This window comes from Streptomyces sp. NPDC050743, assembly GCF_044456925.1.
In the GTDB taxonomy this organism is placed as follows: domain Bacteria; phylum Actinomycetota; class Actinomycetes; order Streptomycetales; family Streptomycetaceae; genus Streptomyces.
Genome location: NZ_JBITGJ010000047.1, coordinates 46,310 through 67,305 on the forward strand (window position 1 = coordinate 46,310; position 20,996 = coordinate 67,305).

The window sequence follows — 20,996 nt, forward strand, 5'->3', positions numbered from 1 at the left end:
AGGAACTCCTTCCGCGGTCGACGTCCGTCGGCGACCGGTTCATCCTCCGGGCCCTGTCCGCCCGGCTTCGCAACTCGTTCAGGTGGGGGTGGGGTCGCTGCGCGGGCGGCCGCCCTTCGAGGAGGCGCTCCCCGTGTTCGCGCCGCCCCTGCTGTCCAGCCCGGCGACCAGCCGGACGGCCTCATCGGCGACGTCCTCGTCAACCACGACGTCGTAGTGGCTGGGCTCCATCGAGCGGACCGAGGCGAAGTCCCGGCGGCCGCCCTGGGCCGCGTGTAGCAGGACGCCGAGCAGCGCACCGACGACCGCTCCGAAGATCAGCCCGTAGAGGGCGAGGAGCAGACCTGAGACGACCGGATTCAGCCAGTTCAGCAGACCGAAGATCCAGCCGATGAGTACGCCGGGCAGCGCTCCGGTGGCTGCGCCGTGGAGGGCGGCCTCGCCATACCCCATTCGACCGATCACCTGTTCGATCAGGCGCATGTCCCGACCGATGATCGCCACCTTCTGAACGGGAAAGCCCTGGTCGGCGAGGTGATCGACGGCACGTTCGGCTTCCTGGTACGTCGCGTACGAGGCAACGGCCCTGCGGGCCTGCTCGGTCATGGCCCCTCCTTCCGCCAGCGGACCGCCGAGCGGTCCCGACAGGCCCCAGAGTGGCTGTTCGCCGGTCACCCCGCCTGCACCCAGCGGGTCGAAAAGCGGCACCGGCGGTCGGTCTGTGAGGACAGGAGGCGGGACGACGATTCGGGTTGGCGACTCGCGGCGGGGTACTCAGGGTTTCGGCCTGCATGAGGTGCGGGGCTCACGGATGTACTTCTTCGACGCCCAGAGGGACACAGGTCCTAACGGTCGCCCCGGAGCGCAGCGGACCCTCACGGGCTGCTGGCACTGGCCCACACCCCTTTCGACGACGCGGACGGGCGCGAGATCCTGGGTCTTGCCCTGGCGCTGGTCGCTGCCCTCGGGCCGTACCGCGCCGAGGTGCACCCGCGGAGGCTGGCAGGCGACCGCCACGGCTGACCGGCCCGTGGGGTGGAGCGCGGGCCCAGCGGGCCCACCTCCACCGTGCACCGCCTGCTCTCTCCGCCGCGACCAGGCCTTTGGGTTCAGCCGGGGATGGGGTGAGGGTGCGCCCGGGCGAACTGCTCCACGACGGCGGCGCAGAAGGCGGGCAGGTCGGCCGGGCTGCGGCTGGTGACCAGCTGCCCGTCGACGACCACCTCCTGGTCGGCGACGACCTCCGCGCCGGCGTTGCGCAGGTCGGTGCGGATGCTGGGCCAGGACGTCAGGCGGCGGCCGCGCACGGCGTCGGCTTCCGCCAGGGTCCACGGGCCGTGGCAGATCGATGCGACCGGTTTCCCGCTGGCCATGAAGTCCTTGACGAACTGCACCGCGTCGCGGTCCATGCGCAGCTGGTCAGGGTTCATGGTGCCGCCGGGCAGGAGCAGGGCGTGGTAGTCGTCGACGGATGCGTCGGCGACCAGGCGGTCCACGGGGAAGGTTCCTGCCGCGTTGAGGTCGAACTGGCGGGCCTGGATCTCGCCGGGATGAAGCGAGACGATCTCGGTCTTCGCCCCTGCGCCCTGCAGCGCACCGCGCGGCTGGTCGAGTTCCACGCGCTCGACGCCGTCGGCGGCCAGAATCCCCACCCGCATCCCCCGGAGTTCCTGTGTCATGGTGTGGCTCCCTTCACGAGTCGCTGGTTGTCCGACGCGAGCGGCAGGGACACCCGGCAGGGCCCGTCCGGATCCCTTTTCCGGATCGGGGACTGCAAGGGCCGGCCGAGGGTGCCCCGAGAGCGTATGTGCGCGCGATCAGCCGGAGCTGCCGTCAGGGTGGAGGAGTGCTGGTATCCGTCTGCCGCCTTGTTCAGGAGGAGTTCGTGGGAGTCGATCCAGGACAGCTTGGCCTTCCCGGCCCGAACACCCGCCCCTCTTCGAAGTCGGTACGACCTCCATTCATGCAGATCTGAGCCGCAGCTGTTCGTTGGGGTGTCTTCCCCAGGACAGCCGTGGGCCTTTCGACACGCGCATCGAGGACTTCTTTCACGCTCACGGCGCGCGACCCCTCCTAGACGACAGCTTCATGAATCTTCCCTCGGCGTGTCAGAGCATCGCGGGACGGCACTTCCTCCCCGAAAGGACATTCCGAGTCACACGCCGTTGCCTGGAGGAAATCGGGTGTGATCTTCCTGGGCCGCCCAGGAGACCAGCCGCGCTGAGAGGGCGATCGCGAATCCTCGAGCTACCTGCTGCGCGAATCGGGCCTCGGTGAAGGCTCCCAGTCTCCACCTTCCGGCCCCCGTCCGACATGCCAGTTCGGTCCGGCGACGTGCACCGGGGCGCGACTGCTACAGCAGCCGGTCGAAGACCGCGGTCACGCCGTCCCAGTGGCTGGTCTGCGGGTTCTTGACATCCGGATACATGATTTTGAACGTCTCGGCGAGGGCGACGCTGAGACCGCCGATGATCTCGGGGTAGCGCTCTTCGGTCTCCTGGGTGGGTGTCCTGTCGAGGGGAGGGTGCGCGGCGAGCTGTTCCAGGATCGGCTTCAGCTCGACCTCCTCGTCGAGCCGCCGGAACCGGTGGATGCTCTCCTGGAGGCCCTTGGTGATCGGTAGGTCCCACGGTTCGACGGTATCCCGGCCGTTGGCCTTGGCCGACGCCTGGCCGACGACCAGGAGGTCGTAAAGCTTGGCGTCGACGAAGTCGCCGTACCGCTTCAGGTCGCTCTTGTCCACGTCGAGCCCTGCGGCGGCGCGGAAGAACCTCTCGAACTTCGACACACCCATCACGGTCATGCCTCTCGCCTCCTCACCGGGAACCGGACGGCGCCGTTGGCTCCCGCCGGCACCGCCGCCGGCTGTTACCCGGTCGAGATTCGCAGAGCCCCCTGCTGAGCGCCTCCGCACCCCAGGCCGAAAAAGAACACCTTCTCCCACCCTGGCAGAGCAGCATGAAGTGCGCAGGCATCCCGGCCAGCCGTACGGCCGTCCCTCCGCAGGAAGCTGCACGGCGTTGCAGCGCCTTGAACGAGAGCCACTGACCGGACGACACGACCAACCCGGTAAAGCGGGGGCGCCCCGACGAGATGGGGACAAAGCCGGGCCCGGCGCAGGGGCCGGGCTGAAGAGCAGGCACCACCCCGCCCCCCAACAAACCAGCACCACACGGATCAGCCGCCAACCCCGACCATCACCCCCCGAGCGTCACACACGGCTTCGAGGGCCCTGGAGGAAGCGGGGTCGGCCAGCACCGTGCCTGACGAGGACATGCCCATCTCTGGGTGCGGGTGAGAGCCGCGCCGGCCGTGCCCCCCGTCGATCGAACTGGAAGTGTGGCTGATCGACATCGCCCGACAGCGCGCCGCTGTCGAACGCTCTCGACGCCGAACGGGCCGGCCGGAAACGCGACGGCGGGAGAGTCGACCGCGCCCACAGGCACGGCGCCCTGACGCACGTCCGGCAGACCGGCGCCGGCGTCCCCTTCGCCGTGGCGGAGGCCGTCTGCACTTGTGCTCTGAGGTCTATCGAGCCCGCCGCCCTTCCTCCTGCCGGGAGCAGGCAGAGTGTGGCCCACATCGGGAGCATGGAAATGTCCGATTCCACTCGGCGTCTGCTGAGGCGCATGCACCATGACGCGCATCAGCGCGCCCCTACACGCACGACGCACCCTTCGGTGGCTGTCTCAGGTCCCACGCCAGGCAGTTGCAAAGCTTCAGGAAAAGGACGGCTCATGGACTACAAGACCTTCCTTGACACCATCACCCGGCGCGCCCCTGTCCCCCCGGAGAAGGCGGAGCCCCTCACCCGCGCCACCCTGGAAACCCTGGCCGAGCGGCTCACCAGGGGCGAGGCGGAGGACCTCGCGTCCGAACTGCCCAAGCCGCTGAAGGAACCGCTGGTCTCTCCCACCCCGGAGGCCGAGCCCTTCGGAGTCGACGAGTTCATCGATCGGGTGAGCAGGCGAGCAGGGGTGAGCCCGGACGAGGCCCGTGAGGGCGTACGGGCGGAGCTGAGCACCCTGAGGGACGCGGTCAGTAATGGCGAGTTCCGCCACGTAATGTCCCAGCTGCCCCGGGACTTCGAGGCTCTCGTCGGCGCCCCGGGCTAGGAGGAGCCATGACGAACGAGGTCGGCGCCGTCATCGAGGAGACGGAACCGGCCGTACTCACGGCCGCCACCGTCACACTGGTCGAGGGGCCGACGTTTTGCGTCTCGGGCACCTCGGGCGACATGGAGGCCGAGGTGCCGCAGGGGCTGTTCTTCCGCGACATGCGGGTCATCTCCGACTGGCAGATCCGGGGGGACGGCCACCGGCCGCACCACCTCACCGTGCTTTCCCAGGACGCCTATAGCACCACGTTCGTCTCCCGCGTCCCGCCGCACGGCGCGCAGAGCGAACTCCTGTCGAAACGTTGGCGCTACGTCGGCGAGGGGATGCGCGAGGACCGCCGGTTGGGCAACCTCAGCACGCGTCAGATGCGCCCGGACTCGGCATGAAATCGCCGGAGAATCGCATGACACAATCGACAGTTCCTTCAGCCGGCGCACCCGTGGACGTCGAAGGCGGAGCGCAGCGGCCGTTCTCCGAGCACGCGGCCATGGCCAGGGCGTATCCCGGCGGCAGGATGACCGTGGGCGCCATCACGCCCCTGGAGGGCTTCGACGGGCCCGTGCCGTCCCTGGCCGGGCACATCGAGCGGATCCAGCAGGCCGAGCGGGCCGGCTTCGCCTCGGTGTGGGTCCGGGACGTACCACTGCTGGACCCGAGCTTCGGGGACGCCGGGCAGGTCTTCGACCCGTGGGTGTACCTGGGGCAGCTCAGCGCCCGCACCACCTCGATCACACTGGGGACCGCCAGCATCGTCATGCCGCTGCGGCATCCATTGCACACCGCCAAGGCGGCCGCCTCGGTGGACCAGTTGTCAGGCGGACGGCTCCTGCTCGGGGTGGCCACCGGTGACCGGCCCGTGGAGTTCCCGGCCTTCGGTCAGGACGTGGGCGGCCGGGCCGAGAGGTTCCGGCAGTCGCTGGAGTACTTCCGTGTCGTCCTCGAGCACCGTTTCCCGCACGTGGAGTCGCCGCTCGGCCGGATGCACGGCACCGATCTGCTGCCCAAGCCGGTGTACCGGCGGATCCCCGTACTGATGACGGGACGCGGCAGGCAGGACGTCCGGTGGATCGCCGACAACATGGACGGCTGGCTGTACTACACCCCGCCGCTCCAGCAGCAGGCCGAGAACATCCAGCGGTGGCGGGAGCTGACCCGGGGCGATGGCGGTGGGTTCAAGCCGTACGCCCAAGCCACCTACCTGGACCTGACCGAGGACCCGCTGGCCCTGCCCCGGCGCATCCACCAGGGCTTCTCGGTGGGCCGGGTGTCGTTCCTGGCGATGATGCGGGCCTGGCAGGACATCGGCATCGACCAGCTGATGATCAACTTCAAGCACAGCCGCCGCCCGGTCGCCGAAGTGATCGACGAACTGGCCGAACACGTGCTGCCCCACTTCCCGCCCGGACGCTCCAGAGCGCGCGGCGAGCACCGGCGGCCCGTGGGGCGGACCGGGCCCTGAGGAAGCACGACCCCGGCGCCCCCGGCGTGACGTGGCCGGGCTCAGTCCCGGACGGCCCCGGACGGCCGCTCCTGCGCGTAGTCGCACGTGCCCTCCGCCCGGAACTGCAGGGCTGCCCTGGTCACCTCCGTGCCGAGGCCGCGCAATTGGTCCGCGACCGGCTGGTCGGTGAGGCGTCCGTCGCCGTCGAAGACCCGGGAGGACCGCGGAACCGCGAACACCAGCGGCACGGCCCAGCCGCGCAGCGACCGCACGATGAACTCCATCGCATTGATCGTCTGCAGGCCCTGCACTCCGCCGGCGGTCGTCAGCATCCCCACGGGTTTGTTGCTGAGGTAGGGCGGATCGTGGTCGGCCAGGAGGGCGAGCCAGTCCACTGCGTTCTTGAACGCGCCGCTGACCGACCCGTGGTAGGTCGGGCTGCTCCACAGCAGGGCGTCGGCTGCCTGAACGGTGTCCGCAAGCCGGCGGGCGGACGCAGGGATTCCGTGCTCGGACGTGTAAAACGGAAGGTCCAGCCGCTTGAGGTCGATCACCTGAGTGTCGGCGCCTGCTTCGGCCGCCCCCTCGACCGCCACGCGCAGTGCGGTGAGGCTGGTCGACGGGGTGCGCAGCGAACCCCCCATTCCGACGACGAGCGGGGGGCGCGCCATCCTGTCAGTAACCCAGACCGGCTGCGCCGGCCGCCGTGAGGCCGGGAAAATGGGGGTTGTGTCCGTCCGGGACGCCGGCGAATCTGTGATGCCTGTGAGCTCGTCGTTCAGTATGGCGTCGGGGACTGCTGACAGGGACCGTCAATTGTTGCGGCAGCACGCGGACCAGACTCTTCAGCCCTGTGGTTCCTCCGGACGGCACGCCTGACGATGCCGTCCGGGAGGGGCTCATGGACGTGTTGCACCAGCGCTGTGCCGCGCTGGACATCGGCAAGAAGGACCTCAAGGCGTGCGTCCGCACGCCCAGCACGAGTGGCCGGCGTTCGCGGCGGCAGGAGATCCGTACCTTCACCACCACGACGAACTGCCTGCTGGAGTTGAGGGACTGGCTGGTCGCCGAGCAGGTCACCCTGGTGGTGATGGAGGCAACGGGCGACTACTGGCGCGGGGCGTTCTACCTGCTCGAAGACTGCCTGAACGTGATCCTGGTCAACGCCGCGCATGCCAAGGGTCTGCCCGGCCGCAAGACCGACGTCGCGGACGCGGCCTGGCTGTGCCAACTGGGCGAATGCGGTCTTTTGAAGGCCTCGTTCGTGCCACCGGAGCCGATCCGGCACCTACGCGACCTCACTCGCTACCGCACCACGCTGGCCTCCGAGCTGTCCCGGGAGGCCCAGAGGCTGGAGAAGGAACTCGAAGACGCCGGGATCAAGCTCTCCGCCGTGGCCACCGACATCCTCGGCGTGTCCGGCCGGGCCATGTTGGAAGCCCTCATCGCCGGAGAACGCGACAGCCGCGTCCTGGCCCAAATGGCCAAGGCCCGCATGCGTCCCAAGATCCCCGCACTCGTGGAAGCCCTGACCGGGAACTTCGGCGAGCACCACGCCTTTCTATGCCGTCTCCACCTGGACCGCATCGACCAACTGCGCGCCGCCATCGACCAGCTCTCCGAGCGGATCGAGGAGGAGATGCGCCCTTTTGCCCAGCAGCTTGAACTACTCGAGACCATCCCCGGCGTCGGCAGGGTCACCGCAGAGGTGATCATCGCGGAGACCGGCGGCGACATGACCCGCTTCCGCACCGCCGGACACCTCGCCTCCTGGGCCGGCGTCTGCCCCGGCCACCACGAATCCGCGGGCAAGCACAAGTCCGGCCGAAGACGCCACGGCAACCGCTGGCTCTCGGGGGCTCTGGGCACCGCGGCCATGGCAGCCTCCCGCACCCGGGACCGCACCTACCTCGGCGCCCGCTACATGCGGCTCATGCCCCGCTTGGGGAAGAAGAAGGCCCTGGTCGCCCTCGAACACTCACTCCTGACCGCCGTCTGGCACATCCTCACCACCAACGCCCCCTTCCACGACCTCGGCGGCGACTACTACACGCGGCACGACCCCGAACGCGCTCTGCGCCGTATCACCCGCCAGGCCAACGCCCTCGGCCTCACCGTCCGCTTCGAACCCATCGGAGCCTGAGGACGCCGACCTGACCGGTTCCCTTTTTCGGACCAGCTCCTTCACAGCATCTCCAGGGGCGTGGGGCCGCTGGGCGGCGGGAACGCCTCGTCGAGGGCGTCGAGCGCCTCGGTGGGAAGGTGGAGGTCCACCGCGCCGCGGTTCTCCCGAACGTGGTCGGGTGATCCGGAACGCGGGATCGCGGCCACCCCCTGTTCCAGCACCCAGGCGAGTGCGACCTGGGCCGGCGTGGCTCCGAGGGCCCGGGCCACGGCACCCAAAGCCTCGACCTTCAGCAGCCGCCCCTGCTCGATCGGGGAGTAGGCCATGACCGTGACCCCGGTCTCGCGGCACCAGGGGAGCAGATCCCACTCGATGCCGCGCCGGGAGAGGTTGTACAGCACCTGGTCGGCGGCCACGGTGTCGCCGCCGGGCAGGGTGGTCAGCTCGACCATGTCGGCGACGTCCAGATTGCTCACGCCCCAGTAACGGATCTTCTCCGCCTCCATCAGGTCGGTGAATCCCGCAAGGGTCTCCTCGAGTGGCCACCGTCCCCGCCAGTGCAGCAGGTAGAGGTCCAGCCGTTCCGTACGGAGCCGCCGCAGGCTGCCCTCGCAGGCGGCGACGGTGCCTTTCCGGTCGGCGTGACCGGGCAGCACCTTGCTGACGAGGAAGACCTCTTCCCGGCGTCCCCGCAGGGCCTCCCCGACGAGCTCCTCGGCTGCCCCGTGGCCGTACATCTCCGCTGTGTCGATGACGGTCATGCCCAGGTCCACGCCCAGCCGCAGCGCGGCGATCTCCTGTTCACGCCGGGCCGGGTCCTCGCCCAGGTACCAGGTGCCCTGCCCGAGCGCCGCGATCTCCTCACCGGAGGGGAGTGCGATCGTTCCGGCCGATTCTGCAGACATCTCGGGCCTCCCGTCTGCCGCGGATCCGTGTCACGCGCACCCGCACCGAGTGCCCAGGTCCGCGCCTCCCAGACACCGGTGTCGCATGCGCCGCAAGGAGGTCAGGAGGGGCGAGCGGACTGCGCCGAGAGCGCGCCGGGACCGGGTGCGCGGTCGCGCAGGGCGACGGCGACCGATACAACGGCGCTGCAGGAGAGGACCGCCGCGAAGCCGATCATCGCGGTCTGCACGGCGAAACGCCGCAGGGCGATGCTGAACAGGACGGAGGGCAAGCCCATTCCCAGGTACGCGACGACGAAGAACACGGCGAGGACCCCCGCGCGTGAGGCGGGCTCGGCCACTGAAACGGCACGTTCGACCCCTCCCTTGAACAGCAGCCCGGAGCCGGCTCCCGCTGGAGCATGCATCTCGCCACGTCGTCGACCCGGCTCGGCCCTGGGTGCGCTGCTCCACCTGGTCGACCTCCACGTCACCCGTCGGTGGTCCGGCCCGGAGGTGGGGCGAGAGCCCCGGGCGGTCTCCGTCGGCAGACCGGGGTCGGCCGCGAGCACGGCGCGCACGGATCTGCCGGAGGAGGTCTCGGGCACGTCAGTCGTCATGAGCACACCTTGGTGTGCGCCTCGCGTCATGGCGGCCGCGAGGGACCAGCGGTCCGCGGGTGTCACTCACCGTGCCGTCCGTTCCCGGCGTACACGCGGTGTCCGGGGCCGCCGGCGCCGTGAGGCGGGCTCCGTGAGGCGGGCTCCGTGCCGAGGGCTCCGGGTCACCCGGCGGATTCGAGGGCCTGGGAGAAGTCCGTTCCGAGTTGCGACATCAGGTCGTTGAACTCCTTCTCGCTGATCGCCTCCCGGAGGACGGCCAGTACGGTCCGCACACCCCGGTCGGCTTCCTCCTCCTTGAGCATGGTGCGCTCGGCCACGCGCCGCACGGTGTCATAGTGGCCGAAGCGCTCGATGCGGTTCGTGGTTCCCCGGCGCACCGCCTCCGCGAGGCCCTCGGGGAGTTCGATGATCAGGTCCCTGGCCTCCCCCGGGCTCAGCCTGTGGGCCAGTGTCTCGAGCGTGGCCCAGGTGAGGTCCGCCGCCTCCTGCCGGCTCAGTCCGGTGCGCTCGGCGACGGTACGGACGAATTCCTGCTCATCCATGCGTCGTCCTCCTTCGCTGCTGTGTTGCGACGAACGGCGCGACCCCCCTGCAAGCCTGCCACGCCGATCCGGCCCGCGCCCGCGCACGGACGGCGGTGACCACGACCACCCACAGCTTGACGCCTCCGTACACCGTGGTGTGCAGGGCTTCGGCTTGCCGTGGCATGGGACGCATCAGCAGGTGTGAGCGGGTCCGGGCGTGGGAACTCGAAGTGCCCGATTCCAGGGAGGCGCCATGGACGCCCATGTCACTGACCAGGGGAGCCCCATCGCCACGGTCAACCCGTACACCGGTGAGAGGGTTCGGGAGTTCTCGGCCCTGAGCGCGGAGGACGTAGGACGCGCGATCGACGCGGCGCACCGTAGCTTTCCGGACTGGCGTGCCCGGCCGACGGCCGACCGCGGGGCCCTGGTGCAACGCGCCGGCCGGCTCATGAGGGAGCGCAAGGAGGAACTGGCGCGGCTGCTGACCCTCGAGGTCGGCAAGCTGATCAACTCCAGCCGTGCGGAGGTCGACCTCGCGTCCGACATCCTCACCTACTACGGCGAGCACGGCCCCGAGCTGCTGGAAGAGCGACCCCTGCCGGTGGCCAAGGGCACGGCAGTGCTGGTGAACGAGCCGCTCGGCGTCCTTCTCGGTGTGATGCCCTGGAACTTCCCGCTGTACCAGGTGGTCCGATTCGCGGGTCCGAACCTCGTCCTGGGCAACACGATCCTGCTCAAACACGCGAGCAGTTGCCCCCAGTCCGCACTGGCACTCGAGCAGCTGTTCAGGGATGCGGCTGTGCCGACCGGGGTATACACCAATCTTTTCGTGCCGGGCAAGGACGTCGGGAAGATCATCGATGACCCTCGTGTCCAGGGAGCGTCACTGACCGGAAGCGAGCGGGCGGGCATGAGCTTGGGCGAGATCGCCGGCCGCAATGTCAAGAAGTCCGTCCTCGAGCTGGGTGGCAGTGATCCCTTCATCGTGCTGGACGGTCACAACCTCGAGCGCACCGTGTACGCCGCGTTCCTCGGCCGGATGGGCAACACCGGGCAGTGCTGCGTGGCGGCCAAGCGCTTCATCGCCCTTGCCGACGTCTACGACGCCTTCCTCACCGGGCTGCGCGACCAGATGAGCCAGGTGCGACCGGGAGACCCGGCCGACCCCGCCACCACGCTCGGCCCGCTGTCCTCCGAGGCCGCGGCCGAACTGCTGATGGAGCAGGTCCGTGACGCGGTGGACAAGGGAGCCACGCTGGTGCTGGGCGGCGGGCGGCCCGACCTGCCGGGTGCCTTCGTCGAGCCGACCGTCCTCACCGACATCACACCGGACATGCGGGCCTACCGGGAAGAGCTCTTCGGCCCCGTCGCCACGGTCTACCGGGCCGCCGACGAGGACGAGGCCGTGGCACTGGCCAACACCTCCCCCTACGGCCTGGGAGGCGCGGTCTTCGCCGCCGACCCCGAACGCGCTCGCGGAGTCGCGGACCGGCTGGAAGCGGGCATGGTATGGATCAACCACCCGACCGCGTCCCGACCCGAGCTGCCCTTCGGCGGCATCAAGCGCTCCGGCTACGGACGCGAACTCGGCGACGTGGGCATCGTGGAATTCGCGAACCGCAAGCTCGTGCGCTACGTGAACGCCGACGCCCCGATCGAAGAGGTGCTGGGCTGACCTACCAGCGCTCTCGATGGCGAGCTGGTGGCAAGCCGAGCGGGACAGGCTGGCGTTCGAGCGGCTACACCAGCGACTCGCCGGACGCGCGACGACAGCCGCCCAGACACCGCGGCAGCGGCCGGCGCACTTCGCGGCCTTCAACCTGGTCCACCGAGGCGACGACCTGACCGGCTGGCCGTACGCGCGGCGTCGTGCGGCGCTGGAGGCGTTGTTCGCGGACCGCGGCCTGGCGACTACGCATCAGGAAGGCCAACACATGAGCCCGGTTCTTGCAGCCTGAGGCTTCGAGCGCTGCCGCGGCCACGCCCTGTACCTCGGCCTGCCGCCCGAGCACGAACTTGAAGACCGCCACCAGCGAATCGTGGGTCGGAAGCGGAGCGTCGTGACCGACCCTATCGGCCTCCTCCTGGCGGTGCCGGTCACCGCAGCCGACGGCTGCTCGACCAGGTCGCCGTCGGCCGTCCCGGCATCCGCAGGGCGGCAGATGCTCCTCCGCCGCCCGGCCCACCCACTGCAGCGGTGTAGCAGGGCAGCCCGCCCATCTGCTGACACCACCGCACATGAGCCAGCGAGGCGTCAGCAGGGGCCGCCCAGCACGATCTTCCACACTCGGGTCGCCACCTGGAGGTTCAGCCGGTCCTCGACGTTCGCGAGGTCGTGGCCGCTGATGTCGCGGATGCGCTGGAGCCGATAGCGCAGCGTGCTGCGGTGGATCGCGAGGGAGTCGGCAGTCTCGTCGTAGTTGCCGCCGCAGTCGAAGTACCGGGACAGGGTCTCCACCATGGCCGCGTGGTGCCGGGAGTCGTAGTCGATGAGCTGCCCGAGCCACTCGTGGACGAACGTCTCCAGTTCCCGGTAATTGTTGCCGGGTCCCAGGATGCGGTAGATCCCGAGCTCGTCGAAGAACGTCGCGCCGTAGCGCTCGCGGGAGTGGCGGCGCACGTCCAGGGCGCGCTGCGCCTCCTGGTAGTGGTGGGGGATGTCGTCCACGGAGTCGCAAGGGGCGCTCACCCCGATCGTCCCGGACCGTGTCTGGGTCTCCCGGGCGAGCGCCTCGTACAACGCGCGGGCGTGCGGCCTGTCGCCAGTGATGAGGACGACGTGATCGGAGCGGCGGGTCAGCAGCGAGCGCATGCCCACCGCAGCGGCCGCCCGCCCCACGGTCTCCGCGAAGGAATCGTCCGCAGTCCGGTTCGACCACTGCACCACGACGATGTAGTGGCTGCCGTGCAGGTCGTGTCCGACTGCCTCGGACCGGGCGTAGGCGCTCGGCTCGTCCGTCCCTGCCAGGAGGTCGTCGGCCAGCTCGCGGTGCAGCCTCAGCTCCACTTCGGCCAGATTGCGCAGGTGCGTCAGCTCCAGGGCGAGCGACGTGGCGGCGTGTCCAAGCGCGAGGACGGTGTACTCGTCGGCCTCGTCCCGGGTATCGACCAGCGCCAGCACGCCCAGGATCTCGCCGTGCGGGCGGATCAGGGTGAGCAGCCGGTCCCTTATCCGCACCGGCCCGGCCTCTTTGGCGACGGCGTGCAGCATGGCTTCCTGGCGCACGGGGTCCGGTTCGGGATAGGGGACGGGGCGGCCGGGGCCGGTCCAGGACCTCAGCCGACCGAAGCGGTCCTCGACCAGCGCGGGAAGTCCAGTGAGCCCGTGCAGTGCGCGGGTGACAGCTTCCTCGCCGCCACCCGAGGCAGCGACATCGGCCATGAGAGCGTGAACGGCTCGCTCGTAGCCCAGCTCAGCCACCACAGAGATCAGCTTCCGCTGGAGGACTGTGCGTTCCTCCCTCAGCCGGTGCAGCTCCAGCGCGTCCTCGCGTCGGCGGCGGTGTGCGAAGGCGACTGACAGTGCAGCAGCGGTGTGCCGGACGAGCGTGGCGAGCAGCAATCGCTCGGCCTTTGTGGGCCGGGAGCAGGACGTCACCACGAGGTAGCCATGGAGTCCCTCAGGTCCGCGTAGCCCCAGGACCCGTCCCCAGGGCCTGCCGGGTACGGTCACGTTGCCGTCCTGCCCGGCGAGCTCCCGCACCCTCCGGCCCACGGCCAAGGCATGCATCTGCCCGTTCCTCGGGCTGGGGACCAGGTCGCCGCCCACCTTGAGGTATCCGGCCTCGGCGCTGTATGGCCCCGCGGCGGCTATGTGCTCCATGACCAGGCACAGGATCTCGCCTTCGTCCAGAGTGCCGAACAGGGCACGGGAGAGCGCGACCAATTCGTAAAGGGCATGGTCGGCTGGGGTGCGAGCGGATGAGCGGAGCCTTCCGCGCGCCGCCGTAGGGTGCCGCCTGCCGCTGCCCCCCGGGAGGCTGCCCTTCCGGTCGGAGTGGCTGCGGTAGACGCTGTGCGCGCGACTGCCGACCATGGGATCACTCCGTCCCTCGGAGCCTTCAGGGAAGCGAGCGGCATTTCGAGTACCCGCTTGCGGGCCGGCTTACCCGAGATGTGTGGACTCTTCCTCTCGTACTCGTGGGGCGACCCGCCCCGTGCATTCCTGACTTGCCAGACGCAGGCGTGGAGCCACCCGGTTCGTCACCCTGGGGAGCGCTCGAGACTCTCCGTGCGCACCGGTAGGAACCTGGCGTGGGCCACCTTGATGCGGTCCCTGGCGCATGATCAGCCCCACCCTCGAACAGGTCGCCCGCCACGTCCCCGGACGGATCAGGCTCGTCAAGTTCGACATCGACAAAATCCACGGGCCGGCCGGCGGTTCGAAGTGCAGGCGGTGCCCGTCCTGGACCAGGGCGAGACGCTCGCCCGCCAGGCCGGCGCGGCACCCGGGCACGTCCTGCGTCCGTAAGTCGAGCAGGAGATGGCGGGCCGGCAAACCACTGCAGGAGGGTGAGCACGATGGACCACCGCGGAAGCCCGTGGGCGGCGCCTCGCCGCAGCCGCGTGGACCCCTGGTGCGGACGTCACGGAGACCAACGACGCCTTCGAGGTCGAGATCGAACTCCATGGCGTCAAGAGCAAGGACGTCGACGTTGAGGCCAACCCAACGGACAGATCTGGTGGTCACCGGAGGGAGCGCAAGGGCGCCCTGCGCCGTGGCAGCCGCCGGACCGGTACCTTCGAGCACCGGCTGAGGCTGTTCGGAGAAGTGGACGCCGAGAAGATCACAGCGGATATGTCGGCCGGTGTGCTCACGGTCACCGTCCCCAAGGCGGAGGTCACCAAGCCCCGTCGCATCCGGATCACCGAGAGCAACGAGAGCGGCGGTCATTGAGCCGAGGAGCCAGCGGTGCGGGACAACGGTCCGTAACCGTCGGGCGCTCCGGAAACGAAAGGAGCCATGAGATGACCGAAACGGGTTTCTCCTCTTTACGTGTGCGGCGCCTGGTACGACGCGGTCGACCTGACCGCGGATCGCTTCCCCGTCACGGTCGGCGACGTGGCCGGCCACGGGCTGATGGCGGCTAGCGAGGGCGGAGTGCGGCGTCATCCGCCGGCCACGGCGCGCACCGCCTCCTCGACCGGGGTGGACCCGCTGATCAGCTCGAGGATGCGCCCGGCGGTCCTCGGCTCGTGGAGCAGGGCGGTGAGCACCGCCGCCACATCATCGCGCGGCACCTGGCCGCGGTCGGTGTGCTCGGCAAGCGTGACGCGGCCGGAACCGGGGTCGTCGGTCAGCATCCCCGGGCGCAGAATCGTCCAGTCCAGTCCCGGACGGGAGGAGATGTCGGCGTCCGCCTCGCCCTTGGCCTTCAGGTAGGCGGCAAACACCGGGTCGGTGCCGGGCGGCGGCGGGCTGTCCACGCCCATCGCGGAGATCACGAGGAAGCGGCGCGTCCCGGCGCGCTCGGCCGCGTCGGCGAGGAGGATGGCCGCGTTCCGGTCCACCGTCTGCTTGCGGGCCGCGCCGCTGCCCGGTCCGGCGCCCGCGGCGAACACTGCCGCGTCGGCGCCGCCGAGGTGGCCAGCCACCTCCTCCACCGAGGCCTGCTCAAGATCGCACACCACCAGTTCCGCGCCGTCCGCGCGCAGGTCGTCGGCGTGATCTGGGTTGCGGATCAGCCCTGTGACGTTGTCGCCGCGCGCCGAGAGCAGCCGGGTCAGCCGGCGCGCAATCTTTCCGTGTCCACCCGCGATCACAATGTGCATGGGGTCATTCTTGCCATACACAACCGCTCACGCCGGGCTGCGGGACTGCCGCGGCAGGTCGGGTCCTGCGGTTGCCGTAAAGTCGGCGTACTCGCGCACCGCGCTGGTGCGCGACCACCCGGCCGCGGTGGATCACCACCCGGCCGTAGGCGAGCGACGGTGCCTCCTCGATCCGCGCCCCGCGTACGGCGAGGAGTTCCGCCGGGAAGCCCGCCTCCACCCGCACCTTCCGCAGCCCGAGCACCACGCAGGCCCCGCACCTGCCAAGAATGTCATCCATGCAGCTCAGAGGCAGCCCGTCGCGCCTCGCTCTGCTGTTGACGTCTCACGCATGTGCTGTGACACGTCGAGTTGGGGCAGGATGACATGTCGCGCCCCCGACTGCGCACGCTTCAACGAGCTACAGAACGCGCAGCGCACGCAGGTTTTCGCCGCCGGGCGAACTTCGAGGCGCCCCCGTCGGGATCGGCTCACCACATTGCTCGCAGCGCCCGTAGTCGCCTCTCTCCAATCGCTCCAGGGCGTGATCGAGATCGTTCAGATGCTCGCGCGCCTGGGGGCAGCAGGGCGGCGACGTGCGCCCGCTCGAAGGCCGTGCTCGCCCCCTCCGGGTCGTGCTCGTCGTCAATGGCCACCACTGCGTTCGCCTCGACGATGCCTTCGAACTCACGGCTCAGTGCGGATATCTGCTGCAGTGTGCCGACACGGTCGGCTGCCAGCACCGCACATATCGACCCGCTCGGAAGTACGGGAAGGCGGCATTGCCGCGTGGATCGCTCATATAGGAGGACACCTCTTCGCCTTGGGTCCAATTCCCGGCTGCCTCAGCCCGAATCCACCGGCTTGATTCGGTGTGATCGTTTCGGGGTCGTGCAGGCCGTGTCAGGGCTGAGTTGAGGATTCGGGCGTGGGGTGGCCGCTGGTCTGCCCAGCCTTTCCACTTTTTCGCAGGTCTCGGGCCCTTTCGGGCAGGTCGGTCAGGGAGTGTCAGAGGGCTGGTGGCGCGTGCACGATGCTGAAGAGCTGGTTGAAGTTGGTGCTCCAGGGCCAGCGTTCGGGCAGGTGCAGGGTGAGACGGCGGGCCGAGCGGGCCAGGCGGGCTGGCACGTTGATCAGGTGGTCCGTGGCGGTGGTTGCTCTGGCATGGAACGCGCCGGCCAGTGCGCCGGCGGCGCGGGTCAGGTTGTGCGCCAGGGCTGCCAGCGCGAGCCACGCGGCATTGGCCTGGAAATGCCCGGAGGGCGCGTGGGCGAAGGCGCTGTTCTTGACATCCGCGATCACCTGCTCGACGACAGCGTGCCGTCGGTGATCACGCTCGGCATCGTTCAAGGAGAGCGGGGAATCGGTGAACGCGGCGTGGTAGCGCCAGGTGTCAAACAGCGTGCCCTGTCCGGCGGGGACGGCGTCAGCGCTCAGGCGTTTGACGCGGCGCACGATCAGACGGGCGGTGACCTGCTGCTTCTTCGGCTTGGGAGTGAAGGCGGTGTAGGTGGTCTCGGCTATCTCGGCGTCGGAGATCCAGCACTGGCTCGCCTCGTCCCAGACCGCCTCGGGGTACTTGATCGGCGTCCAGGCGCCCTCATCGATGCGGGCGACCGCCGCCTTGACGGAAGCGTTCATCCGCACGGTGATGGAGAACCGCGCGCCCAGGGCCCGGCAGGAGTTGACGACATCGGCGCTGTAGAACGCCGAGTCCGCGCGCATCACCAGCAGGCCACTGGCGCCGCAGGCGCGAGCGGTACGGATGGTCTCGGCGACGAACGCCGCCGCCCCGCGCGCGGAGTTCGATGGTCCCTTGCGCAGCCTCGTGGCGGCGATCACTGGGGCGGCCAGGGGTGTGGAGACGATGCCGAGCAGCGCGTTCAGGCCCTTGACCTTGCTGTATCCGTAACCGGCGCCCTGCTTGGCATAGCCGTAGGTGCGGCGGATGGTGTCATCGATGTCCACGTAGGCGACCTGGTCCGCGCCGGGCAGCAGCGGGGCATGACGGGCCAGTTCGGGAAGGAACCGGCGGGCCACAGCGTGCAGTTGCTTCAGCATGCCCGTGCGTGAAGGAACGCAGAAACGACCCCAGCGTGGACGGGGCCCGCACTCCGGAGAACAGGCGGCCCATCGCGCCGTGCCGCAGCCGGTGCATGTCATCGATGCTGTCGGCGCCCGCGAGCATGCCGCCCACCAGCGACATCACCTTCGCCGCGGGGAACGCACCGGTACCGTCCTTCGAGGCCGGCAGACGGACGCACTCCCCGACCAGCGCGGGCAGACCGCACCGCTCCGCCAATCGCACCACCGGCTCGAGGCCGCCGTACGCGATCAGGTTCGGGTCGTCGAACGCGGACGAGACAGCCGCCGCGGCATGGAAAGATTGCATCTCGGAAGTGCCTTGCTGATCGTGCCTGATGTGGTCCTAGAGAAACCCCATCATCGCAGGTCACAAGGCACTTCTTCGTTCCCGAGAAACCATACACAGGCATCAAGCCGGTGGATCCGGGCTCAGCCGTGACGCGGGCGGCCACGCTCGTACTGCTTCGGCCACGGGACGTCGTCACGGAGCACTTGGGCCGCGCGGAGCGGCCAGGTCGGGTTGCGCAGCAGTTCGCGCGCGAGCATGATCGCGTCGGCCGAGCGGTCCACGAGGATCTGGTCGGCCTGCTCCGGTGCGGTGATCAGGCCGACCGCGGAGACGGGCAGGGCCGCGCCCTCGCGGACGGTTCGGGCGAAGGGCACCTGGTAGCCGGGCTCCACTTCGATACGGGCGTTGTGGACGAGCCCGCCGCTGGTGACATCCACCAGATCGACGCCGTGGGCCACCAGGTGCCGCGACAGCTCGACCGTCTCCTCCGGGGTCCAGCCGCCGTCGGCCCAGTCCGTGGCCGAGAAGCGTACGAACAGCGGGCGGTCCTCCGGCCACTGCGCCCGTACGGCGTCGGTGACCTGGACCAGGAAACGGCTGCGCCCGTCGAGATCGCCTCCGTACTCGTCGCTGCGGTGGTTGGATAGCGGTGACAGGAACTGGTGCAGCAGATAGCCGTGCGCGGCGTGGATCTCCAGGACCTCGAAGCCGGCGGACAGCGCCCGCGCGGCGGCCTCGCCGAAGGCCCGGACCAGAGCGCGGATGTCGTTCGCACCGAGCTCCTGCGGGGCCGGCCAGTCGCCGAACGGCAGCGGTGACGGTGCGACCGTCTGCCATCCTCCGGCCTCCGGTTCGACGTACACGTCACCCTCCCAGGGCGGTGCCGTCGACGCCTTGCGGCCGGCATGGGAGATCTGGATGCCGGCAATGGCTCCCTGCCCGTGGACGAAGTCGGTGATCCGCTTGTACGCGGCGGCCTGCCCGTCATCCCAGATGCCGGCGTCGGAAGGGGTGATCCGGCCCTCAGGTACCACTGCCGTGGCCTCCTGCATGACCAGGCCGGACCCGCCGCGTGCCAGGGAGCCGAGATGGACCAGATGCCAGTCCTGCGGATAGCCGTCGACCGAGCTGTACTGGCACATGGGGGCCACCCAGGCCCGGTTTGGGAAGGTCGTGCCGCGGAGGGTGAGCGGCGAGAAGAGACGGCTCATCGGAGGCCTCGCAGGAGGGATGTGGGACGCCGGGTGCCCCGCAGCCGTCGAGCCGTGACGGCCTGCATTCCTGCGGGGCGCCCCGCACGGTGGTTGCACCCGAGTACCCCGGCCGCTCGTGGCACACACCACCGGCCAGGCGTGCTCACCCGCGCGGATGTCCCGGGCCGTGGCGGTCCCGGGCCGTGGCCGGGTCAAGCGACATACCGCCGACGACGTCGACGCCCGCCGACATCGCCGCGATCGTTCGGGAAGAGGGTCCGTCATCGGTGCGGTCACCGGGTCGCTTGCCACTCCCCGCACTTCTGATGAGCGTGGGCCGGCAGCGCGGCCTGGGACAGCGGGACGCTCAGCTTGGCCCCACAGCCGGCGCACCCGAAAACGAACAAACGTCCTCCGTAAGGAAGCAGCGCATCGTCGCAGCTCAGGGGTCGACCGGCGGGGTGTGGTCGGAGGAGCTGGAGCTGCCGGAGTGCTGATCCGCTGGCTCGTGTCCGATGGGTTCACCGCGCTGGCATCCGACCAGCCCGGCGCTTCCAGCGACGGCATGCGTGTGGTCGTGCAGGCCGCTGTGTCGGGTCTGCTCGTGCAGCTGGGACACACGGTGATGGAGCCGTCCGACGGAGACGGCCTGCTGGTCCTGGCGAATGAAACGCAGCCGCATCAGCCCGCACCATAGGTGGGTTACGGGGCCGCCCGCCCCATCAGTGTGGGAGCCGGCCCGTCCCAGCAAGGACGCCTTCACCGCCCTGGTGGACCGCCCGCGCAATCGGTGAACTGCGCCTGGAGCAGCGCGTCAAGCCTGGGGGGCGACGTCGGCTGTGCCAATAATGCCAATCTGAAGCGCCGGCACAGGGCCGTTGCGCGCCACTCGTCGTCCTCGGGCTCATGCGATGCGGGGAACGGGGGTGTCTTCCTGCGCTTCAGTGCGTGGTCCAGGGCGGCGCGGGTTCCCTCGGGGAGCCATGTGGAGTGCGGCCACTGCAGCAGTTGCGCTGCCACGTTGTCGATCTTGGTGTCCAGGTGCCGCGTGACCTCCTCGAGAACCTCCAACGCAGCGTCCGGCTGCAGGCGTCCGCAGGCCGCGACGACCCCGATCGCCTGGTCGATCTCGGCACGTGAGGCGAGGACATGCTTCAGCTGCTCGATCTCCGCACGCAGCGCGGCCATCTCAGCTTCGTGGTCTTCGTCTTCCGCCATGCCACCACGTTGCCCGCGCCCACTGCCTCCAGGCTGTCGGCCACGCCACACCATTACCACTCAGACAGGCCCTGGCGCGGCGGCTTCAGTCCGAGCCGCAGAGTTGAGAGGCGCAGGGTGAGAGGCCGCCGCTTTGCTCGCGCACCCTGCGGTACGTCCGTACAACCGATCCCTCCCGACCGCCCCGGTGGAGTGTCTTTTCACGCGAATGGGGCCCGGGCGTGTCCGGCCGGGCCCCACTCCTCCTTTGTGCGTGGCGCGCGCTCGCGCTGGGCGCCTTTCGCCTACCAGCGGTACCAGCGGCCCCTTCGGCCGGCACCGTCTGCGGAACGGACGACGAAGCCCAGCAGCCACACGATGAGCACGATCACGGCGATCCACCACAGCGCCTTCAGGGCGAAGCCCGCACCGAAGAGGATCAGAGCCAGCAGGAGAACCAGAAGCAGGGGAACCATCGATATCAACCTCCTGGCCACCGGATGCCCTTACTGCAGCCCTACAAGCACACAAAATACGAGTTACTTCTAAGCGGTGCGGGGGCTCGGAAGGGCGGCGAACCCCGCCGTGTAGTCGATCTCGGATGCCGTCACACGCTGTCCCTGCCCCCCGGGGGCCTCTGTGTTCAATCTACGAAACGCCTCGGCCCTCTCATCCGACTCCGAGACTGCCTGGGGGTGACCGCATGACCACGACCGATCTGCACGGTCTGACAGGCGCCTATGCGCTGCACGCTCTGCATGAT

The 20,996-nt window shown here is 69.5% G+C and carries 20 protein-coding genes and 5 pseudogenes; 9 read left to right on the top strand and 16 right to left on the bottom strand.

Annotation, left to right across the window (positions count from 1 at the left end; genetic code table 11):
• Positions 1–78: 78 nt before the first annotated feature.
• From ACIBJF_RS33155 to ACIBJF_RS33165, 3 genes are all read right to left on the bottom strand, one after another.
• Complete coding sequence (locus tag ACIBJF_RS33155; protein WP_399179299.1) at positions 79–606, bottom strand: general stress protein; 528 nt, start codon at positions 604–606, stop codon at positions 79–81.
• A gap of 503 nt (positions 607–1,109) precedes the next feature.
• Complete coding sequence (locus ACIBJF_RS33160; protein ID WP_399179301.1) at positions 1,110–1,679, bottom strand: type 1 glutamine amidotransferase domain-containing protein; 570 nt, start codon at positions 1,677–1,679, stop codon at positions 1,110–1,112.
• 674 nt (positions 1,680–2,353) lie between these two features.
• Positions 2,354–2,803: a DUF1931 family protein gene (locus ACIBJF_RS33165; protein WP_399179303.1), complete on the bottom strand. Its 450-nt coding sequence runs from the start codon at positions 2,801–2,803 to the stop codon at positions 2,354–2,356.
• A 934-nt stretch (positions 2,804–3,737) separates the two neighbouring features.
• Between ACIBJF_RS33165 and ACIBJF_RS33170 the strand changes: the two genes are divergently transcribed.
• Genes ACIBJF_RS33170 through ACIBJF_RS33180 form a run of 3 tightly spaced genes read left to right on the top strand, consistent with a single transcriptional unit; the run spans position 3,738 to position 5,577 of the window.
• Positions 3,738–4,115 (top strand): DUF2267 domain-containing protein, encoded by a 378-nt coding sequence (locus ACIBJF_RS33170; protein ID WP_399179305.1) that lies wholly within the window; start codon positions 3,738–3,740, stop codon positions 4,113–4,115.
• A gap of 8 nt (positions 4,116–4,123) precedes the next feature.
• Complete coding sequence (locus ACIBJF_RS33175; protein WP_399179307.1) at positions 4,124–4,504, top strand: glycogen debranching N-terminal domain-containing protein; 381 nt, start codon at positions 4,124–4,126, stop codon at positions 4,502–4,504.
• A gap of 17 nt (positions 4,505–4,521) precedes the next feature.
• On the top strand, positions 4,522–5,577 hold the full coding sequence (locus ACIBJF_RS33180) for an LLM class oxidoreductase (protein WP_399179309.1): 1,056 nt from the start codon (positions 4,522–4,524) through the stop codon (positions 5,575–5,577).
• Between the two features lie 41 nt (positions 5,578–5,618).
• Here the strand turns inward: ACIBJF_RS33180 and ACIBJF_RS33185 are convergent, their stop codons facing one another.
• Entirely contained in the window at positions 5,619–6,230 is a 612-nt protein-coding gene (locus tag ACIBJF_RS33185; protein ID WP_399179311.1) for an NADPH-dependent FMN reductase, read from the bottom strand.
• Positions 6,231–6,460: 230 nt separating this feature from the next.
• Between ACIBJF_RS33185 and ACIBJF_RS33190 the strand changes: the two genes are divergently transcribed.
• The gene (locus ACIBJF_RS33190) at positions 6,461–7,702 is read left to right on the top strand and encodes an IS110 family transposase (protein ID WP_399179313.1); all 1,242 of its coding nucleotides are present in this window, start codon (positions 6,461–6,463) and stop codon (positions 7,700–7,702) included.
• 41 nt (positions 7,703–7,743) lie between these two features.
• On the opposite strand, the gene ACIBJF_RS33195 is transcribed toward ACIBJF_RS33190, so the two are convergent.
• The 3 genes from ACIBJF_RS33195 to ACIBJF_RS33205 all read right to left on the bottom strand — a co-directional run bounded on the left by ACIBJF_RS33195 (position 7,744) and on the right by ACIBJF_RS33205 (position 9,733).
• A complete protein-coding gene (locus ACIBJF_RS33195; protein WP_399179315.1) occupies positions 7,744–8,589 on the bottom strand; it encodes an aldo/keto reductase in 846 nt (281 codons plus the stop codon).
• Positions 8,590–8,690: 101 nt separating this feature from the next.
• Positions 8,691–9,188 (bottom strand): hypothetical protein, encoded by a 498-nt coding sequence (locus tag ACIBJF_RS33200; RefSeq protein WP_399179316.1) that lies wholly within the window; start codon positions 9,186–9,188, stop codon positions 8,691–8,693.
• A 164-nt stretch (positions 9,189–9,352) separates the two neighbouring features.
• Complete coding sequence (locus ACIBJF_RS33205) at positions 9,353–9,733, bottom strand: DUF2267 domain-containing protein (RefSeq protein ID WP_399179317.1); 381 nt, start codon at positions 9,731–9,733, stop codon at positions 9,353–9,355.
• A 235-nt stretch (positions 9,734–9,968) separates the two neighbouring features.
• On the opposite strand from ACIBJF_RS33205, the gene ACIBJF_RS33210 reads away from it, so the two are divergent.
• The gene (locus tag ACIBJF_RS33210; protein WP_399179318.1) at positions 9,969–11,393 is read left to right on the top strand and encodes an NAD-dependent succinate-semialdehyde dehydrogenase; all 1,425 of its coding nucleotides are present in this window, start codon (positions 9,969–9,971) and stop codon (positions 11,391–11,393) included.
• A 64-nt stretch (positions 11,394–11,457) separates the two neighbouring features.
• On the opposite strand, the gene ACIBJF_RS33215 is transcribed toward ACIBJF_RS33210, so the two are convergent.
• Positions 11,458–11,748, bottom strand: coding sequence for a hypothetical protein (locus ACIBJF_RS33215; RefSeq protein ID WP_399179320.1), 291 nt, complete (start codon positions 11,746–11,748; stop codon positions 11,458–11,460).
• Between ACIBJF_RS33215 and ACIBJF_RS33220 the strand changes: the two are divergent.
• A pseudogene (locus ACIBJF_RS33220) lies at positions 11,740–11,873 on the top strand (IS5/IS1182 family transposase); the annotation flags it as partial. The gene ACIBJF_RS33215 and the pseudogene ACIBJF_RS33220 sit on opposite strands and share 9 nt — an antisense overlap.
• Positions 11,874–11,972: 99 nt before the next feature.
• On the opposite strand, the gene ACIBJF_RS33225 reads toward ACIBJF_RS33220, so the two are convergent.
• The gene (locus ACIBJF_RS33225) at positions 11,973–13,754 is read right to left on the bottom strand and encodes a PucR family transcriptional regulator (protein ID WP_399179322.1); all 1,782 of its coding nucleotides are present in this window, start codon (positions 13,752–13,754) and stop codon (positions 11,973–11,975) included.
• Positions 13,755–13,986: 232 nt separating this feature from the next.
• Between ACIBJF_RS33225 and ACIBJF_RS33230 the strand changes: the two are divergent.
• Together ACIBJF_RS33230 and ACIBJF_RS33235 are read left to right on the top strand one after the other, a co-directional pair.
• Positions 13,987–14,189, top strand: a pseudogene (locus ACIBJF_RS33230) (thioredoxin family protein); the annotation flags it as partial.
• A gap of 147 nt (positions 14,190–14,336) precedes the next feature.
• The gene (locus tag ACIBJF_RS33235; RefSeq protein ID WP_399179334.1) at positions 14,337–14,615 is read left to right on the top strand and encodes an Hsp20/alpha crystallin family protein; all 279 of its coding nucleotides are present in this window, start codon (positions 14,337–14,339) and stop codon (positions 14,613–14,615) included.
• Positions 14,616–14,827: 212 nt separating this feature from the next.
• Here ACIBJF_RS33235 and ACIBJF_RS33240 read toward each other — a convergent pair whose 3' ends face one another.
• From ACIBJF_RS33240 to ACIBJF_RS33260, 5 genes and pseudogenes are all read right to left on the bottom strand, one after another.
• Positions 14,828–15,490 carry an SDR family oxidoreductase gene (locus ACIBJF_RS33240; protein WP_399179324.1) on the bottom strand — a complete coding sequence of 221 codons (663 nt, stop codon included), beginning with the start codon at positions 15,488–15,490 and terminating at the stop codon, positions 14,828–14,830.
• Positions 15,491–15,517: 27 nt separating this feature from the next.
• A pseudogene (locus ACIBJF_RS33245) lies at positions 15,518–15,743 on the bottom strand (hydrolase); the annotation flags it as partial.
• A 155-nt stretch (positions 15,744–15,898) separates the two neighbouring features.
• Positions 15,899–16,221 (bottom strand): annotated as a pseudogene (locus ACIBJF_RS33250) (TraR/DksA family transcriptional regulator); the annotation flags it as partial.
• A 256-nt stretch (positions 16,222–16,477) separates the two neighbouring features.
• Positions 16,478–17,861: pseudogene (locus ACIBJF_RS33255) on the bottom strand (IS1380 family transposase).
• 122 nt (positions 17,862–17,983) lie between these two features.
• Positions 17,984–19,054, bottom strand: a complete 1,071-nt coding sequence (locus tag ACIBJF_RS33260) for an NADH:flavin oxidoreductase/NADH oxidase (protein WP_399179326.1) — start codon at positions 19,052–19,054, stop codon at positions 17,984–17,986.
• A gap of 472 nt (positions 19,055–19,526) precedes the next feature.
• Between ACIBJF_RS33260 and ACIBJF_RS33265 the strand changes: the two genes are divergently transcribed.
• Positions 19,527–19,733, top strand: a complete 207-nt coding sequence (locus ACIBJF_RS33265; protein ID WP_399179328.1) for a hypothetical protein — start codon at positions 19,527–19,529, stop codon at positions 19,731–19,733.
• Positions 19,734–19,795: 62 nt separating this feature from the next.
• Here the strand turns inward: ACIBJF_RS33265 and ACIBJF_RS33270 are convergent, their stop codons facing one another.
• Together ACIBJF_RS33270 and ACIBJF_RS33275 are read right to left on the bottom strand one after the other, a co-directional pair.
• The gene (locus ACIBJF_RS33270; RefSeq protein ID WP_399179329.1) at positions 19,796–20,254 is read right to left on the bottom strand and encodes an ANTAR domain-containing protein; all 459 of its coding nucleotides are present in this window, start codon (positions 20,252–20,254) and stop codon (positions 19,796–19,798) included.
• Positions 20,255–20,538: 284 nt separating this feature from the next.
• Positions 20,539–20,709: a hydrophobic protein gene (locus ACIBJF_RS33275; protein WP_351217101.1), complete on the bottom strand. Its 171-nt coding sequence runs from the start codon at positions 20,707–20,709 to the stop codon at positions 20,539–20,541.
• Between the last annotated feature and the right edge of the window lie 287 nt (positions 20,710–20,996).